General features: G+C 62.9%; 17 protein-coding genes. 10 read left to right on the top strand and 7 right to left on the bottom strand.

What is annotated here, in order from left to right:
• The first annotated feature begins 17 nt into the window (after nt 1-17).
• Nucleotides 18-860, top strand: coding sequence for a class I SAM-dependent methyltransferase (locus tag AB0O87_RS06075; RefSeq protein WP_363512650.1), 843 nt, complete (start codon nt 18-20; stop codon nt 858-860).
• On the opposite strand, the gene AB0O87_RS06070 is transcribed toward AB0O87_RS06075, so the two are convergent.
• From AB0O87_RS06070 to AB0O87_RS06060, 3 genes are all read right to left on the bottom strand, one after another.
• Nucleotides 847-1,977 carry a folate-binding protein gene (locus tag AB0O87_RS06070; protein WP_363512648.1) on the bottom strand — a complete coding sequence of 377 codons (1,131 nt, stop codon included), beginning with the start codon at nt 1,975-1,977 and terminating at the stop codon, nt 847-849. The genes AB0O87_RS06075 and AB0O87_RS06070 overlap by 14 nt on opposite strands.
• Before the next feature lies 1 nt (nt 1,978).
• A complete protein-coding gene (locus AB0O87_RS06065) occupies nt 1,979-2,581 on the bottom strand; it encodes an FABP family protein (protein ID WP_363512957.1) in 603 nt (200 codons plus the stop codon).
• Nucleotides 2,582-2,731: 150 nt separating this feature from the next.
• A complete protein-coding gene (locus AB0O87_RS06060) occupies nt 2,732-3,022 on the bottom strand; it encodes a hypothetical protein (protein WP_363512647.1) in 291 nt (96 codons plus the stop codon).
• Between the two features lie 72 nt (nt 3,023-3,094).
• On the opposite strand from AB0O87_RS06060, the gene AB0O87_RS06055 reads away from it, so the two are divergent.
• From AB0O87_RS06055 to AB0O87_RS06020, 8 genes are all read left to right on the top strand, one after another.
• Entirely contained in the window at nt 3,095-3,778 is a 684-nt protein-coding gene (locus tag AB0O87_RS06055; RefSeq protein WP_363512645.1) for a response regulator transcription factor, read from the top strand.
• A 51-nt stretch (nt 3,779-3,829) separates the two neighbouring features.
• On the top strand, nt 3,830-5,995 hold the full coding sequence (locus tag AB0O87_RS06050) for an RNA degradosome polyphosphate kinase (protein WP_363512643.1): 2,166 nt from the start codon (nt 3,830-3,832) through the stop codon (nt 5,993-5,995).
• Nucleotides 5,992-6,981, top strand: coding sequence for an NUDIX domain-containing protein (locus tag AB0O87_RS06045; protein ID WP_363512641.1), 990 nt, complete (start codon nt 5,992-5,994; stop codon nt 6,979-6,981). Before AB0O87_RS06050 ends, AB0O87_RS06045 begins: the two co-directional genes overlap by 4 nt.
• 223 nt (nt 6,982-7,204) lie before the next feature.
• A complete protein-coding gene (locus AB0O87_RS06040; protein ID WP_363512640.1) occupies nt 7,205-8,305 on the top strand; it encodes an extracellular solute-binding protein in 1,101 nt (366 codons plus the stop codon).
• A 104-nt stretch (nt 8,306-8,409) separates the two neighbouring features.
• Nucleotides 8,410-9,387 carry a phosphate ABC transporter permease subunit PstC gene (pstC, locus tag AB0O87_RS06035; RefSeq protein ID WP_363512638.1) on the top strand — a complete coding sequence of 326 codons (978 nt, stop codon included), beginning with the start codon at nt 8,410-8,412 and terminating at the stop codon, nt 9,385-9,387.
• Nucleotide 9,388: 1 nt separating this feature from the next.
• Nucleotides 9,389-10,480: a phosphate ABC transporter permease PstA gene (pstA, locus tag AB0O87_RS06030; RefSeq protein WP_363512637.1), complete on the top strand. Its 1,092-nt coding sequence runs from the start codon at nt 9,389-9,391 to the stop codon at nt 10,478-10,480.
• A 30-nt stretch (nt 10,481-10,510) separates the two neighbouring features.
• Nucleotides 10,511-11,290, top strand: coding sequence for a phosphate ABC transporter ATP-binding protein PstB (gene pstB, locus AB0O87_RS06025; RefSeq protein ID WP_363512635.1), 780 nt, complete (start codon nt 10,511-10,513; stop codon nt 11,288-11,290).
• Nucleotides 11,291-11,501: 211 nt separating this feature from the next.
• Nucleotides 11,502-12,353 (top strand): type IV toxin-antitoxin system AbiEi family antitoxin domain-containing protein, encoded by an 852-nt coding sequence (locus AB0O87_RS06020; protein ID WP_363512633.1) that lies wholly within the window; start codon nt 11,502-11,504, stop codon nt 12,351-12,353.
• Between the two features lie 125 nt (nt 12,354-12,478).
• Here AB0O87_RS06020 and AB0O87_RS06015 read toward each other — a convergent pair whose 3' ends face one another.
• The 4 genes from AB0O87_RS06015 to sigK form a co-directional block, all read right to left on the bottom strand.
• Nucleotides 12,479-13,363 (bottom strand): aminodeoxychorismate lyase, encoded by an 885-nt coding sequence (locus AB0O87_RS06015; protein WP_363512631.1) that lies wholly within the window; start codon nt 13,361-13,363, stop codon nt 12,479-12,481.
• Between the two features lie 160 nt (nt 13,364-13,523).
• Nucleotides 13,524-14,153, bottom strand: coding sequence for a DNA-directed RNA polymerase subunit beta (locus AB0O87_RS06010; protein WP_363512629.1), 630 nt, complete (start codon nt 14,151-14,153; stop codon nt 13,524-13,526).
• A 29-nt stretch (nt 14,154-14,182) separates the two neighbouring features.
• Complete coding sequence (locus tag AB0O87_RS06005) at nt 14,183-14,941, bottom strand: anti-sigma factor (protein WP_363512627.1); 759 nt, start codon at nt 14,939-14,941, stop codon at nt 14,183-14,185.
• Complete coding sequence (gene sigK / locus AB0O87_RS06000) at nt 14,938-15,537, bottom strand: ECF RNA polymerase sigma factor SigK (protein ID WP_363512954.1); 600 nt, start codon at nt 15,535-15,537, stop codon at nt 14,938-14,940. The genes AB0O87_RS06005 and sigK overlap by 4 nt, the downstream gene beginning before the upstream one ends.
• Nucleotides 15,538-15,731: 194 nt before the next feature.
• Here sigK and AB0O87_RS05995 point away from each other — a divergent pair, with 194 nt between their 5' ends.
• Nucleotides 15,732-16,385, top strand: a complete 654-nt coding sequence (locus tag AB0O87_RS05995) for a fasciclin domain-containing protein (RefSeq protein ID WP_363512626.1) — start codon at nt 15,732-15,734, stop codon at nt 16,383-16,385.
• The last annotated feature ends 58 nt before the right edge of the window (nt 16,386-16,443 follow it).

Genomic DNA, 16,443 nt, shown 5'->3' with positions numbered 1-16,443 from the left:
CCTGAAAGGATGGAGAAATGGCGCATGCTCCCCTCGGTCGACCGACCCGCGGTACGACAGGGACGAATCGTCTGAGGCGCAACGATCGCTGGATCGCCGCGTCCGATGCTCTACGCCGATCATCTGACCCTCTGGTCATCGACCTCGGCTTCGGCGCCAGCGGTGTGACCGCATTCGAACTCGCCGCACGCCTCGTCCGCGTGCGCAACGACGTGGAAGTACGCGGCCTAGAGATAGACCCCGCCCGTGTGGCCTCAGCCGATGCGCAGCTTCTCGAGGTGCGTGCAGGTCACTCGCCTTTCCCGGTGGACTTGCCCGTGTCTTTCGCACGCGGCGGCTTTGAAGTGCCGCTCCCCGGTGGGCGACGACCGGCGGTGATTCGCGCCATGAATGTGCTGCGCCAGTACGACGAGGGCGACGTGGCTGATGTGTGGAGCCGCATGACGTCGCGCCTTCACCGCGATGGCCTGCTGTTCGAGGGGACATGTGACGAGATTGGGCGCGTGGCGAGCTGGATCGATGTGGGCTCCGCTGCTGTGCCGTTACGCTTTACGATTTCGCTGCGCCTCGCGGAACTGGAGCGCCCGAGCATCGTCGCTGAGCGCCTACCCAAGGCACTGATCCACCGCAACGTGCCAGGAGAGCGAATCCACGCCCTGCTCGGCGACCTGGATCGGGAATGGGAGCATGCGGCTGCCCTCTCCACTTTCGGAGCGACGCAGCGCTTCCTGGCCGCTGTCGCCGCGTTGCGCGATCAGGGCTGGCCAGTGCTTGGCGGACGCAACCGCTGGCGGCTCGGCGAACTCACCTTGCCGTGGGCTGCAGTGGCGCCACTCGCTGACGAAGTCAGGCTTCGTTGAGAGGTGCGCGCGGGTCAGGCGCTGAAGGACGCCGCGACAACCGTGTCAGCCGCGGGATGTCGGCGGTAGCGCCAGCGTCGGCTGGAACGATCACCTGCTGAGACGCGGCAATGTCGATGCCGTCTGTACGCACGACCAGGTCGCCAATGGGCGCGCGACGCGCCAGGATGGCGAGCGCAATGGGGCCGTCTTCATGATGACGCGCGACGGAGGTGAGGTGTCCGACCTCGTCTTCGCCTGCGAACACAGGAGCACCGGCCTCAGGGAGCACTGCATCGCTACCGTCGAGGTGGAGCGCGGCGAGACGACGCGGAGGATGCCCCAGATTATGCACTTTGGCAACGGTCTCTTGACCGCGATAGCAACCCTTGCTGAGGTGCACCGCGCTGCGAATCCAGTCGGTCTCGTGTGGCAACGAGCGCTCATCAACCTCGGTTGCCCAGCGCGGACGCCATGCCGCGACGCGGAGTGCCTCTGCCGCGAGGAGACCAGCGAGAGCGTCACGATCGATCGAAGCGACGAGCGCTTCTGCGGCGTCTTCCGTCAGGATGGCGATGCGCCAGGCGAAGTCTGTTGCCGGGTGTTCGACAATTTCGGCGTATTGGTGCCCGCCCACGCTGATGCGCTGCCACGGATCTGCCCACACGAGGGGCACATCGTTCGGTGCGAAGGCCACCGCTCCCACCGTCGATGCAATCGAGCCGCGATCGAGGTACCCCACCAGGACGAGGTCGGCGCGAACGTCAACCGAAGCCTGGGTGCGGAACTTCATACGCGTGAGCCAGCCTGCAAGAGCTTCGGCATCACCAGCGTCAGCGATGAGCCACGTCGATGCGCCGTCATCCACAACGCCCGCCGCATGCTGGACCCGCCCCTGGGGATCAAGCACCAGGAGCTCTGTGCCCGCCCCTGGCGCCAAATGCCCGACGGATTGAGACGTAACCGAATCGAGCCAGCTCAACCGCTCAGGCCCCGCCACCTCGATCACCGTGCGATCACCGAGTGGCACGAGGGCGTTGCCATCTGCGAGACGCCGTTGCTCGCGGAAGGCGTCTCCAAAGTGCGCGATCAGGTCACCGTCAGAAACAGCACCATCAATATCGGCAAAGTTGCTCACATCACACCTTGGCCAAGCGCGCCGAAGCGTGCGAGCGCAGCGGTGTGCCGAGAGCGGCGATGTCCCACGCCCACAGCAGATGAGCGTCAACGAGTCCGTACATGCGTGACGATGCCGTGTGCGCCTTGGCGCCGGCGCTTCGCACGATGGCATCAGAGCCAATGTCGACGCGCGGACCGTTGATCTCACCGAGGTAGAGCTCGAGTGCCCCATCGGCGTGAGCGATCGACACCTCGATGGGGAATCCGCCGCTGGATGCGCGTAGCAGCTCAACGTCGTCGACTGTGCGCGTAGGAGAAGCCTCTGTCGGGGGCAACAGCGCCGGACCAGCGTCTGCCGCCGTTGCGGGCCGCGCGAGGCGCCAGAATCCTGTTTCGGCAAGCAGAGCGCCTGCGGGCTTCTCGTCTTCGGTGAGGAGAGTTGCCGTGCTGGAGTAATTCAGAAAGGGACCGCCGTCGTGGCTGAAACTGACCCGCTGGGTGAACTCACCCTGCAGTCGCTCATCGCCGACGGGATAGTCGATAACGCCGGTGCCTTCCCAGACACCAATGAGCCACGTAAAAGGAACGAGGTCAGCGGGAAGGTCGGTAGGGAGGTCGAGCACCATCGCGTTAGCGCTGGCCGCGGAAGAGGTTACGCAACACGACTGCCGAGACGAAGACGATAGCGAGGCTCGCGAGTCCCAGCAGGCCGATGAAGAAGATTTCGAGCGCCAAGAGGTCCATGTGCTCCACCTTACCGCGCGCAGCGGATATCAGGAGGGGATCAGCGCCGCGAGACCGAAGCCAATCGATACGAGCCCCATAAGCAGCAAAGCACCGGTGACGCTACTGGCCACTCGAAAAATAAAGCCCTGGGTACGCCCGTACCAAAGCTGCACCGCGAATGACAGCAGTACTGCACCGCCAAAGCCCACGAGCAACCAAGGGACTCGCCACTCCTCCGGAACAAAGATGCCGATGGCAACTGTCGCGAGGAATGCCGCCGCCCACACGACGATCACGCCGACGAACGCGTTGCGAGGTGCGAGTGCTGGATCCGTCATGTCACCATTGTTGCGCATCAGGTGCCGGTATCATGGCGTCACGACGTCGATCCGCGTCGATAAGGAGTGCGCGTGGCCCAGGTGCTGGTTCTGACCAACGCTCCCCTCACGGAGCAGGTACTGCCCGCCTTGGAGCTGTTGAGCCACCGGGCGCGCCAAATTCCGGCCGAGCCGGCGCAACTTGTCAATGCGCCAGAGCACGAAGTCGTGATCGTCGATGGACGGCACGATCTCGTCGCCGCGAAGTCGCTGTGCCGTTTGCTGGGGGCTACCGGTCAAGATGCTCCCCTTCTGCTCGTCGTCACAGAAGGCGGCATGAGCGCCCTCTCCGGCGACTGGGGTATCGACGATGTGCTCCTCGCTACCGCAGGACCTGCCGAAATCGACGCCAGACTTCGACTCGCACTCGCCAGACACGACGAGGTTGCTGAGCCCGCGAGCGTGCAAGCCTCCGGTGTCACGATCGATGAGCAGTCATATTCGGCGAAGCTTCGGGGCCGCCCCTTGGACCTCACCTACAAAGAGTTCCAGTTGCTACATTTCTTGGCCACACATCCCTCCAGGGTTTTCACACGAGAGCAGTTGCTCAGCGAAGTGTGGGGCTATGACTACTTCGGGGGCACCCGCACAGTCGACGTGCATGTGCGCCGGCTCAGGGCGAAACTTGGAGACCAGGAACAGATCATCGGAACGGTGCGCAACGTCGGCTACCGATTCAACGTCAACGACGACGAAAGCCTCGCCAGCACGGCGTAACGATCGGCTCTGTTCACACGCGCGTCACCTCTCGGTGCTTAGATATACGACATGATCGATCCCGCACTCGCCGATGCAGGCCTCGGTGACGCCGAAGACGATGACTTCGACGCCATCGAGTCACCAGACGCCCTGCTTCCTGACCACCGTTACCTGGATCGTGAGCTGAGCTGGCTCGCGTTCAACCAACGAGTGCTTGAGCTGGCGGAAGACCCTTCGCTCCCAGAACTAGAGCGAGCGAACTTTCTGGCGATTTTCGCAAGCAACCTCGATGAGTTCTTCATGGTGCGTGTTGCTGGACTGAAACGGCGCATCATGACGGGACTCGCCGTGCCGACCAACATTGGCCGCTCCCCCGTAGACGCCCTTGCCGATATCTCTCGCGACGCGCATGCCCTGCAGCTCCGGCACGCCGATGCGTGGATCTCTCTCGTGCGCCCGGCACTTGCAGAATCCGGCGTCGAAATCACGGACTGGTCAGAGCTCACAGACGGCGAGCGCGCTGCGCTTTCCGAGTACTTCCAAGCCCAAGTTTTTCCGGTGCTGATGCCGCTCGCTGTCGACCCGGCGCACCCGTTCCCCTACATTTCGGGCCTGTCGCTGAATCTCGCCATTCGCATCCGTAATGCCAGGACCGGACGCCAAGAGTTTGCGCGCCTGAAGGTGCCTTCCATGCTGCCGCGGTTCGTTGAGGTTCCTCGTACCAGCGAGATCACGCGCTACCTCAGCCTGGAGGAGCTGATCGCGAATCACCTCGGCGATCTCTTCCCCGGAATGGAAGTTCTCGACCACCACGCCTTCCGGCTGACACGCAATGAAGACGTCGCTATCGAAGAAGACGAAAGCGAAAACCTCATCCAGGCACTCGAGGCTGAGTTGCTGCGCAGAAGGTTCGGCCCGCCGATCCGTCTCGAGATCACAGACGACATGGATGAAGTGACGCTGGAGCTACTTGTGAAAGAGCTCGACATCACCGACCAAGAGGTGTACCGCCTCCCCGGGCTGCTGGACATGCGCGGCCTCTTTGCCCTGTCGCGGATCGACCGCCCAGATCTGCGCTACCCCCCTCACCTTCCGACCACCGCTGTTGCCTTCCAGCCGGGAGACAGCAACACCCGTGCCGACATGTTCAAGGCCATTCGTAAGGCAGACGTGCTCGTACACCACCCATACGAATCGTTCACCACGAGTGTGCAGGCGTTTTTGGAGCAGGCGGCCAGGGACCCGCATGTACTTGCCATCAAGCAGACGCTCTATCGCACCTCCGGTGACAGCCCCATCGTGCAGGCGTTGATCGATGCTGCGGAGGCAGGCAAGCAGGTCTTGGCGCTCGTCGAGGTGAAGGCACGCTTCGATGAAGCGAACAACATCGTCTGGGCTCGCAAGCTCGAAAAGGCTGGCGTGCACGTGGTCTACGGGCTCGTGGGGCTCAAAACCCACTGCAAACTCGCGCTCGTGATCCGTGAAGAAGACGGAAAGCTGCAGCACTACTCCCATGTCGGCACCGGAAACTACAACCCGAAAACCAGCCGCATCTACGAAGACTTCGGGCTGTTCACCGCCGATGCGCAGGTGGGTAAAGACCTCACACGCCTCTTCAACGAGCTCAGTGGCTACGCGATTGAGAAGAAGTTCAAGCGCCTCCTCGTTGCTCCCCTGCACTTGCGCAAGGGCCTGATCCGTCAGATCGATACCGAGCGCAAGAACGCGGAGGCAGGCAAACCAGCCCACATTCGCATCAAGGTGAACTCGATGGTGGACGAAGAGATCATCGATGCGCTGTACCGGGCGAGTGTCGCTGGGGTGAAGGTAGAGGTATGGGTGCGTGGCATCTGCAGCCTGCGCACTGACCTTGAGGGAATTAGCGACAACATCACCGTTCGCAGCATCCTCGGACGATACCTAGAGCACTCTCGCATCTTTGCGTTTGAGAACGACGGTGATCCGCAGGTATTCATCGGTAGCGCCGACATGATGCACCGAAATCTCGATCGCCGTGTAGAAGCGTTGGTGCGAGTGACTGACCCCGCGCATTTGAAGGAACTTCTTGCCTTCTTCGACCTCGCGATGGACGAAGGAACGACCTCCTGGCACCTCGGTGCCGAAGGAGTGTGGGAGCGCCACGCCGTGGACGCGGACGGAAAGCCACTGATTGACCTGCAGGATAAGACCATGGGGTTGATCCAGCGGCGACGCCGCGCACGGGCGGTTCGATGACTTCGCGGCAGCTACAGCTTCCCGCCGACTCGATTACCGACTCGAAGTGGACAGATAAAGCCGTCTACGCAGCCGGAGCAGTGGTGTGGCGCCTCATCGACGGCAAACTGCGAGTTCTGCTGATCCACCGCACGAAGTACCGCGACATCACGCTCCCCAAGGGCAAGGTGGATCCGGGAGAGATGCTCGCTGAAACTGCGGTGCGCGAAGTGCACGAAGAGACCGGTGTCCGCGTCTCACTCGGTGTTCCTGTGGGGGTGAGCCGCTACCACCTTGCTTCGCAAAAGCAGAAAGTCGTGCACTACTGGGCAGCGGAAGCGACCGAAGACGCGATCAGAGAATCGACCTTCGTGCCCAACAAAGAGGTCGCGGCAATCGAATGGGTGAGCCTGAAGAAGGCGCGCTCGCGGTTGAGCTACCCCGTTGATATCGAGATCCTCGACATTTTCTCCAACCTGGTCGACGACGGAGTGCTTCGCACGTTCCCCGTGATCGCGTTGCGGCACGCCAAAGCCACCCCCCGTTCTGAGTGGGACGGCTCGGATGCAAGCCGTCCTCTGACGAGCCGCGGGCAAAAGCAGGCGAAGTCCATCGTTGGGCCGTTGAGCGCTTTCGGAGTGCGGAAGATTGTGACCAGCGACGCCACCCGCTGCGTCGAGACGATCACGCCACTGGCGAAGAGCCTCAAGCGCAAAGTCGTCGAGACAGCGAAGATCAGCCAGGACGCCTGGGAAGACGGAGAATCCGACCTTCGCTCCGTTGTCGGCCGCCGAGTGCGCGCGGGTAAGCCTGCGGTTCTGTGTAGCCACGGCCCTGTGCTTCCAGGGCTGCTCACCGAGATCGCCCTCGCTACCGGCACCGTGCAAGGTTCCTACGTCGGCAGCGCATCAGACCTCGAGCCCGCCGCATTCTCGGTCGTACACCTGTCTGCCACCAATCCCGGATCCGGGATCATCGCGATCGAGACGCACATTCCCAAGGTCTGACGCTTCGACAGGCTCAGCGACCAAGGGTTGACGCTTCGACAGGCTCAGCGACCCAGTGGCGGGCGCTTCTACAGGCTCAGCGACCAGGGGTGCGGAAGACAGAGCGTCGATAGTCGTTCACCTTGCGTTTACCTGCACGGGAGAGTCTCGTTAACCGTCGCCCATAGCGTCACTGTGTGCCCTGCACCGGGCCCCACCTCCATCCAAGATCGAAGGATCCACAGTGAAGATCTCCCGAATCGCACGAATCGGCGCCATTGGCGCCGTTGCCGCTCTCGCACTCGCCGGCTGCGCCGCGAACGAAGGTGGCTCCGATTCCACCGGCGAGTCCACCGACTCCACCCTGTCCGGCACCATCGACGCAACAGGCGCATCGTCGCAGGCTGCAGCGCAGGAAGCCTGGGTCGCAGCGTTCCAGACTTCAAACCCTGACGTGACCGTCAACTACGAGCCCACCGGCTCCGGCACCGGCCGCGAGAACTTCCTCGAGGGCGGCAGCAACTTCATCGGTTCCGACCGCGCATACAACGACGAAGAGGTCGCCGCTGGCGGCTTCGGCGCCTGCATGTCAGACGCCATCGTCGAGGTTCCCCTCTACATCTCCCCCGTCGCTGTGGCCTTCAACCTCGAAGGCGTCGACACCCTCAACCTGGACGCGGCAGCAATCGCAGGTATCTTCGCTGGCACCATCTCGAACTGGAACGCCCCGGAGATCGCCGAGCTGAACGACGGCGTCGAGCTTCCTGACCTGGCTATCTCGCCGGTGCACCGCTCCGACCCCTCCGGCACGCAGGAGACCTTCACCAAGTACCTCAACTCGACGGCCGGAGATGTCTGGACCTACGAGCCCGCCGACGTCTGGCCGATCCAGGGCGGCGAAGCTGCACAGGGCACCTCCGGTGTGAAGCAGGCCATCTCGGCCGGTAACGGCGCGATCGGCTTCCTCGACGCATCGCAGGCAGAGGGCCTCGGCCAGGTTGCCGTGGGTGTCGATGGTGAGTTCGTTGCATACTCGTCTGAGGCTGCTTCGAAGCTCGTCGAGAACTCGCCCCTCGTTGAGGGACGCGGCGACGGAGACCTGGTCTTCGACGTTGACCCAGCCACCGCTTCGGACGGCGCTTACCCGATCGCCCTGGTCAGCTACCTGATCGGTTGCGAAGAGTACGAAGACGCCGCCGTTGCAGAGCTCGTGAAGGAGTACTTCTCCTACATCGCGAGCGCTGAAGGCCAGGACGCTGCCGCGGACAACGCCGGCAGCGCCCCGATCTCGGATGGCCTGCGCGAGCAGGTTCAGGCCGCGATCGACACGATCAAGGTCGGCTGATCCAGCCGATCGGCTAACGACGGTGCCCTCGCGTCCTACGGGGCGCGAGGGCACCTCCTGGTCAGCATCAGATCCATCTCGACCCGGCTCGAAATAGGGAGACCATGAGTACGACCGCGCAGGCACCGAAACCGGTGCCCAACGAGGCGCCGTACGCCCCCATCAAGGCCAAGCAGCGACTCGGCGACCGGGTCTTCTCCGGCACCGCGCTCGGGGCGGGGATCATCATCCTCATCGTCCTGGTGCTCGTCGCGGCCTTCCTGTTTATTCAGAGCATCCCGGCGTTCCAACTCGACACCAGCGACAACCACATCCTCCAGGGCGAGTCCTTCTGGGTGTACGTCGGACCGCTTGTCTTCGGAACGCTCTGGGCCTCGTTCATCGCCCTGATGATCGCCGCTCCGATCGCTATCGGTATCGCGCTGTTCATCTCGCACTACGCCCACCGGCGGTTGGCAGCGCTCCTCGGCTACATCATCGACCTGCTGGCCGCTGTTCCCTCCGTGGTCTTCGGACTCTGGGGTGGCCTGGTGTTGGCACCTCTCCTCCAGCCGATCTACGCCTGGTTGAACACAAACGCCTCCTGGGTGCCTTTCTTCGGCGGCCAGGTTTCTTCCACTGGCAAGACGATCCTCACCGCAGCACTTGTCCTTTCGGTGATGTGCATCCCGATCATGACGGCCATCTGCCGGGAGATCTTCTTGCAGACGCCGAAGCTGCACGAAGAGGCAGCGCTTGCTCTCGGCTCCACCCGCTGGGAGATGGTGCGGATGGCCGTTCTCCCCTTCGCACGCGGCGGCATGGTGTCTGCTGCGATGTTGGCGCTCGGCCGTGCACTGGGAGAGACGATGGCCGTGACGATGGTCCTTTCCCCGTCGGCTGTTGTCAGCTTCTTGGTGCTCACCGCCACGAACCCCACTCCGATCCCTGCGAACATCGCGCTCGCCTTCCCTGAAGCACACGGGACCGGCGTGAACACGCTTATCGCGACCGGCCTCATCCTCTTCATCGTGACCTTTGCGGTCAACGCGCTGGCGCGATGGATAGTCGCCCGCCGCGCCGAGTTCTCGGGAGCGAACTGATATGACGACCATGACTGCCGCTCCCGTCGCGGCCAACCACGCGTCTCTCACCTCAGGCAAGCTGCCGAAGTGGGCACCCTGGGCCCTGCTCGCCGCATCGTTCGCGATCTCCGCTGCCGTGTTCGCAGTGGCCGCTGCCGGTACCAGCCTCGCCAACTTCAACATTGCCGGAGCAGCGATCGTCGGCATTTTGCTTTACATGGTGATCATCACCGTGATCTCGTCCATCGTGGAGAGTCGCCGCAAAGCCATCGACCGTTTGATGACGGCGCTGGTCGCAACCGCCTTCCTGATCGCCCTCCTTCCGCTCGTTTCCCTGCTGTGGACCGTTGTCACCAACGGCCTCGAGCGGTTCGATGCCGAGTTCTTCAGCCACTCGATGCGCAACGTCGTCGGCGAGGGCGGCGGAATCGTTCACGCCATCTGGGGCACGGTGCTGGTGACGCTCACCGCCACCGTCATCTCGGTACCGATCGGCTTGATGACCTCGATCTACCTGGTCGAGTACGGTCGCGGAAAGTTGGCGAAGGGCATCACCTTCTTCGTCGACGTGATGACCGGTATCCCTTCGATCGTCGCCGGTTTGTTCATCTACGCCGTCTTCGCGCTGATCTTCCGCCCCGGCGTCTCGATGGGATTCATGGGCGCACTCGCTTTGGCTGTCTTGATGACGCCCGTGGTGGTGCGCGGTAGCGAGGAGCTGCTCCGCATCGTTCCGAATGAGCTCCGGGAAGCGGCTTATGCGCTGGGTGTCCCGAAGTGGCTCACCATCCTGAAGGTGGTGCTGCCGACCTCCATCGCCGGCATCATGACCTCCGTGATGCTCGCCATCTCCCGCGTCATCGGCGAGACAGCCCCGTTGCTGCTCACCGCCGGCTTTACGCAGAGCATGAACCTGAACATCTTCAACGGACAGATGATGACCCTGCCGGTGTTCGCCTACAACCAGTACATGAACCAAGGAACAAGCCCTGATGCCGCTGTGGCGCGTGCCTGGGCCGCCGCACTCACCTTGATTCTCATTGTTATGGTGCTGAACTTGCTCGCGCGTCTCATCGCGAAAATGTTCGCCCCCAAAGTCTCCGGCCGCTGAGCGCCCGACCACTCAGAACAGGAATTTCACGTGTCTAAGAGCATCGAAGTCAACGACCTCAACGTCTACTACAGCAGCTTCCTCGCCGTCGAAGGTGTCTCCCTCGACATCCAGCCCCGCAGCGTTACTGCCTTTATCGGCCCGTCCGGCTGTGGCAAGTCCACGTTCCTGCGCACGCTGAACCGCATGCACGAGGTCATCCCCGGCGCCCGCGTCGAGGGCGAAGTGTTGCTTGACGGCAACGACCTCTACGGCCCCGGCGTTGACCCCGTACTCGTGCGCCGCCAGGTGGGCATGGTCTTCCAGCGCCCCAACCCGTTCCCCACAATGTCGATCAAAGAGAACGTGCTCGCCGGCGTGAAGCTCAACAACAGCCGCATGTCGAAGAGCGACCAAGACGCCCTTGTCGAGAAGTCGCTTACCGGTGCCAACCTCTGGAACGAGGTGAAGGACCGCCTTGACCGCCCAGGTTCTGGCCTGTCTGGCGGACAGCAGCAGCGTCTCTGCATCGCTCGCGCGATCGCTGTGTCACCGGAGGTTCTGCTGATGGATGAGCCGTGCTCTGCCCTCGACCCCATCTCGACCTACGCGATCGAAGAGCTGATCGGCGAGCTCAAGAATGAGTTCACCATCGTGATCGTGACGCACAACATGCAGCAGGCCAGCCGCGTGTCAGACAAGACAGCGTTCTTCAACATCGCTGGCACCGGCAAGCCGGGCAAGCTCATCGAATACGACGACACCAAGTCGATCTTCACCTCCCCGACCGTCCAGGCCACCGAAGACTACGTCTCCGGCCGCTTCGGATAACCTCCGCGGTCGCTGCCACCCAAAACCCAGACCATCCGCGCTTCGCGCGGTGTGTTGCTCACCAACACACCGCGCTCACGCGCGAAGGTCTGGGTTTTGTTGATTTCGGCCGGAGCTCAGTTTTGCTGCACTGATTGCGGGCAGGGAGACGGGGTGCACATTCTTCGGATCAGCGGTTTGTGCTGAGGTCGAAGACGCGCAGTATCGGGCGATGTCTATCGTGCGAGCACCTGTTGTATTGCGTTCGTTGGGCCGGATGGCACGCACCTCCGAGCTGCACGCACGAGGGGTGCGCCACGCGGAACTTGCGCGCGCAGTGCACACCGGAGAGGTACTGCGTCCGCGACAGGGTGTCTATGCGCTCGCGGACACGTCCGAATCTTGGCTCCATGCCGCCTCTCACGGCGGAACCGTCGGATGCGGTGCAGCGGCGGCGGCGCACGGGCTTTGGGTGCTCAATGTGCCAACAGACCACCACGTCTGGATGGGAACGGCAGGGACTCCACGATCGGAATGTCGCGATTGCGTGCTGCACTGGGATGAAGGGCACGTGCGGGTCGGAGAACCAGCACCCGTCGCGAACGCGCTCCTGCAACTGGCGCTGTGTTGCGGGATTGAGTGCTTCTTCGCCGCGCTCGAATCCGCGCTCCGGAAGAGCATCCTCTCCCCCGGCGCCTTCTGGTGGCTGCGCCGACACGTTCCGCTCTCGATGCGGTGGCTCCTCGCTTTCGCACGCGCCGACGCCGACAGCGGGCTGGAATCGATCCTGCGGCTTCGGCTGCACCTGCTCGGGATCATCGTCAGAACCCAGGTGTCGATTCGCCAAGTGGGTGAGGTTGATTTCGTCATCGGCGATCGCCTGATCATCGAAGCAGACGGTCGCCAAAACCACGAGCGCGAGAAAGAGCGCGACAAAGATCTACGACGTGATGCTGCGGCCGCAGCCGCCGGATACACCACGCTCCGCTTCAGCTACGCCCTCATCGTGAATGATTGGGCCTTGGTGATAGCCGCAATTCGTGGAGCGATCGCCCGCGATGCCCATCTCGCACCCGCATCTTGATTCCCCATCGCTCACAAAACAGAGACGCAGCGTGCCGCGCGCGGCGCGGCGACGCACGACACACGCAACCACGCACAGGTGGTCTCCGTTTTGTGGGGGGGTGGGGGTGGGGGGGGGGGTGGGGGCTAGGTGCGGGGGGAGAGGAGGTAGGTGTTTAGTTCGGTGGTCAGGGGGGAGTTGAGGGGGATTTCTGTGCCGTCGATTGCGGTGATGGGAGCGGCGAGGCGCACGCTGGAGACGAGCCACGCTCCGTCTGCAGCGGTCAGGTGTGAAGCGGGGATGCGGTCGTAGCCGACCTCAAAACCGCGAGCCTCCAGGTGCTCGTACACGCTGAGTTGGGTCGTGCCATGCAGAATCCCGCCGTTCGGCGCGGGGGTGATAAACGAGTCACCGAACCGCAAAATGAGCGAGGCCGTGGGCGCTTCCAGCACGAAACCATCGTTCGACAGAAAAATGGCGTCGTCTGCTCCCCTGCGTCGAGCCTCGCGTAGCGCCGCCATGTTGACGGCGTACGAGAGCGTTTTGGCCCCCAAAAGCAACCATGGTGCGCGCTCCGCCGCGTCGAGGTCATACCCGCGGTCGAGGGTAACCACGCGCACGCCGTTCTTGCGCACCTCAGCGAAATCCGTTGCGGGGGCCGCCGTCACCCACGCAGTAGGCGTGGGTCCGTGTTCGACACCGCGGCTGAGAATGAGCTTGATAACGGACTCTCCCCCACCCACTTGGCTGGCCGCGCGCTCGATCGCTTCTCGCCACTGCGGAAGGTTCGGCGCAGGAAGATCGCACAGACGAGCAGAATGCGCGAGCCGCTCCAAGTGCGGAACAACCTCTTGCGCGTGCCCATCGACGACGCCAATCGACTCGAAAACGCCGTCCCCGCGCTGTGTACTCAGCTCTCCGACGCTGAGCGCCGGTGCCGCCGCATCCACCTGCTTGAACGTGTCAGCGAAGTCGGAGCGGTGCTCGTCCGCAGCGACCGGATCGATCATAAGTGCAAAGCGCCCTGTCATGATCTGAGCCTAAAGGTCGGGAATACCTCCCCGCTGATGCCGTTACAATTTAATGGCCGGGCCGCATAACCCCGGGCTCCATTTATTGCCGCTTCGAGCGGCCTTCCGCCGAGAGGCGTTCTTGCGGCCCGGTCTTTTTATGTCTAGCCGTCGCGCCGCGTCAGGCAAGAGCGCCGGTACGCCACAGCGCCGCGGCCGCCGTGAGGTCTTGCGCGTAGCTACTCAACCGAGACGCCCGAGTGGTCAGATCGCTCGCCCGTCCAGGCTCGGTGGGCTCGTAGTCGTCGGCTGCGTGGGTTGCACCGGAGGCTTGCACGCGACAAAACGCGCCGGCCCTCTCCAAGGCGACGGAGAAGTCGCCGCGAAACGCTCCCCGCAGAATGGTGTCAATCAATACCACCAACTCATCTGGGCTCGCGGGCACAGGTGCTCCTGCGATCGCGGCATCTGCGGAAGGCAACTCGATGCGCCCTCGGTCATACAACAGTGCTGCAGTGTGCGGATCGCCATGGATCGCGAGCTGCAGTACATACAGCTGCCACAGCGCTCCAGGCAGTGTGCGTGCGGGGGCTTTCGACCACAGTTCGGCTATCTCATCGATGCCGTGCTCTGCGGTGAAGGCCACCAGACGCTCCGCACTGACGCCGCTCTCGTCGGCACGGACGCGGGTGAGCAAAGCCGATGCCGTGGCATGAGCGACGCGGGACTCTTCGGCCGGGTCGTGCGCGCTGACCATGTTGTCGAAGGCACTTGCGGGGCGTCGTACGGGACGGTGATACTGCTCGGGCATCGTTCCAGGGTACGCGCGATGCGCGGCGCTCAGGCCGTGGGGATGACGATCACAGGGTCAGAGGTGGGCTTTCCTGTGGGAGAGCCTCCTGCCTCTTCGATCGTGACGGCGATCGCGTCACCTGCCTGCATTTCACCGGTGAGAAGTGCGGTTGCTTCGCCGTCGTTCACATCGAACACACCGGCCGAAACTGGCGTTTCGCCGCGCACGAACCAGAGTTCGTACGACTCTTCATCGCTGACCGCGGGGATACCGTCGGTGACGAGCACAGCCTTGCCCACGGAAGCCGACCAGTGGGCGGTGGCGGTGCCGCCATTATCGAGATCGACAGAGGCCTGCTCCGAATCTCCCGATGCTTCGATCTCTTGCAGCGCCACCACGCTTGCCGGACGATTCAACTGATCGTTCAGAGCGACAGCCCCCACTCCCACACCGACCAAAACAGCCAGGCAAGCGGCGAGGGCAAAAACGGTGCGCGCCCAGCGGCGCGGTTTGCGAGGCAACACAGGCGTCGCATCGTGCGGCACCGCACTCGATGCGTCTGCCTGATCGCCCGAATCTTGCGGAGTATTCGCGATCTGGGCCAGCAAAGAAGACCGGATGTGTGCCGGCGGAGCGACAGGCTTCACTCGATCAGCGAGTAGCGCCGCTGCTGCCACGTCTGTTTCCGCAGCCTCGTTTCGCTCCGGATGCGCAGAGAGGGCCTCGCGGAAAAGGCGCTCATCTTCAGCGCTCAGCGAGTTCAGCGCGGCACCTGCCGCGAGTTCGTCAAAGTCTTTCTCGTTCATGCCGTCACCCCCATCGCCGTGCGTAGACGGGTTAGTCCATCTCGCATCCGTGTTTTTACTGTCCCCAGTGGTGCGCCCACCAGAGCCGCTATCTCGTTTTGACTGTAACCGCCGTAGTACGCGAGAACGAGTGCTTCGCGTTGCGCTTCGGGTAGTCCCGAAAGTGCACCAACGACTTTCTCTCCCTCGATTCCGAGTTCAACCTGTTCCGCGACGCTGTCATGCGCGACGCCTACTTCTTTGAACCCTGCTCGCATATCCCGGTCGGCACTCGACTGCGACGCTCGCACCCGATCGACGGCCCGGCGATGAGCGATTGTCATCACCCATGCTCGCCCTTGACCTCTGTTCGGAGCGAAGCGCGAAGCGGATTGCCAGATCTCAAGAAAGACCTCTTGCAACACCTCTTCGCTCTGCGAACGGTTAACCAGAACACGAAGGATCAGACCGAACACACGAGAGGAGAGCGTGTCATAGAGAGTCGCGAAGGCAACCTGATCACCGGAGGCGACGCGGACGAGGAGGTCGGCGACAGCATCCTGCGTCGCTCCGTCCTCTGGAACGTCAAACCCGTCGATAACCATCTCTATAAGCATGCCGTATATCGGTGCTGATCCGGCGTAGGCGGCGCACGAGTCGAGAGGATTGTTCCCCATGTTTTCGCCGGTTTCTGGGGCGTCTCCGAACTTTTCTGAAAATTTCTCAGATTTCTTCCATCCAATCTCGGAAGGGCTCCGAACAGCTGTCAATGCCACGGAGAGGCCGTGGCTTAGTCCTGAAGGAGCTCGACATGTTCAGCACCAAGAAGAAGGTCACCGCAGCGATCACCCTCGGCCTGGCGGGCGCATTCATGCTTTCCGCTTGTTCCACGGGTGCCACCACGGAAGAGTCGGCAGAGCCAGCGGCCCCCGAGACGTCGGAGTCGACGCCCATGGAGATGGACCCGGCCGCCAACCTCGTCGGCGCTGGTTGCGCTGCATACGCAGATGCCGTTCCGGATGGAGACGGTTCCATCGATGGCATGGCCCAGGATCCGGTAGCAGTGGCGGCATCGAACAACCCGCTGCTCACCACCCTGACCGCCGCAGTGAGCGGACAGCTCAACCCGGACGTCGATCTCGTTGACACGCTGAACGGCGACGAGTTCACCGTCTTCGCACCGGTGGATGACGCTTTCGCCAAGATCGACCCTGCCACCATTGAGGCACTCAAGACCGACAGCGACACCCTCAGCTCGATCCTGACCTACCACGTGGTGCCTGGCCAGATCGCGCCGGAAGACATCGCTGGCATGCACACCACCGTTCAGGGCGCTGACCTTGAGGTCACCGGTAGCGGTGACGACTGGATGGTCAACGACGCAACCGTCGTTTGCGGTGGGGTTCAGACCGCTAACGCGACCGTTTACCTCATCGACACGGTGCTGATGCCCCCGGCTTCCTAAGCTCGGGATGGCCGGGAGGAGGACCCGGCACGCGCCCTTCTCGGGGGCAGGGGGGAGG

The organism is Microbacterium sp. NPDC076768 (assembly GCF_040687205.1).
Taxonomy (GTDB): domain Bacteria; phylum Actinomycetota; class Actinomycetes; order Actinomycetales; family Microbacteriaceae; genus Microbacterium.
This window is presented reverse-complemented; position numbering and strand designations above follow the sequence as displayed.